At 55.1% G+C, this 283-nt stretch carries 1 pseudogene; it reads right to left on the bottom strand.

Annotated elements, in window-relative coordinates:
* Positions 1-283, bottom strand: a pseudogene (gene dsbA / locus BK665_RS34090) (thiol:disulfide interchange protein DsbA); the annotation flags it as partial.

Below are 283 nucleotides of genomic sequence, written 5' to 3'. Positions count from 1 at the left end.
GCCCTTGATGGCGAAGGAGTCGAAGGTGGCCAGGAACTTGTCCTTGTCTACACCTTGGGTCGCCAGGAAGTCTGCCATGTCGTCTTTGTCGGTCAGTTTCTTGTGTTCTTTCTGAATCGCTTCGAAAACTGCCGCGTGAACCTTGCTTTCGACGCCCATGGCTTCAAGGGTCAGGAACATCTGGCCGTGTGCGTCCCAAGGGCCGCCAAACATGGCCGGAATGCGCACGAAGTTCACGTCGGAAGGCAGTTTTTCAACCCATGGGTTAATGACGGGTTCGAAG

The sequence above is a fragment of the Pseudomonas frederiksbergensis genome (genome assembly GCF_003732665.1).
In the GTDB taxonomy this organism is placed as follows: domain Bacteria; phylum Pseudomonadota; class Gammaproteobacteria; order Pseudomonadales; family Pseudomonadaceae; genus Aquipseudomonas; species Aquipseudomonas frederiksbergensis_G.
This window is presented reverse-complemented; position numbering and strand designations above follow the sequence as displayed.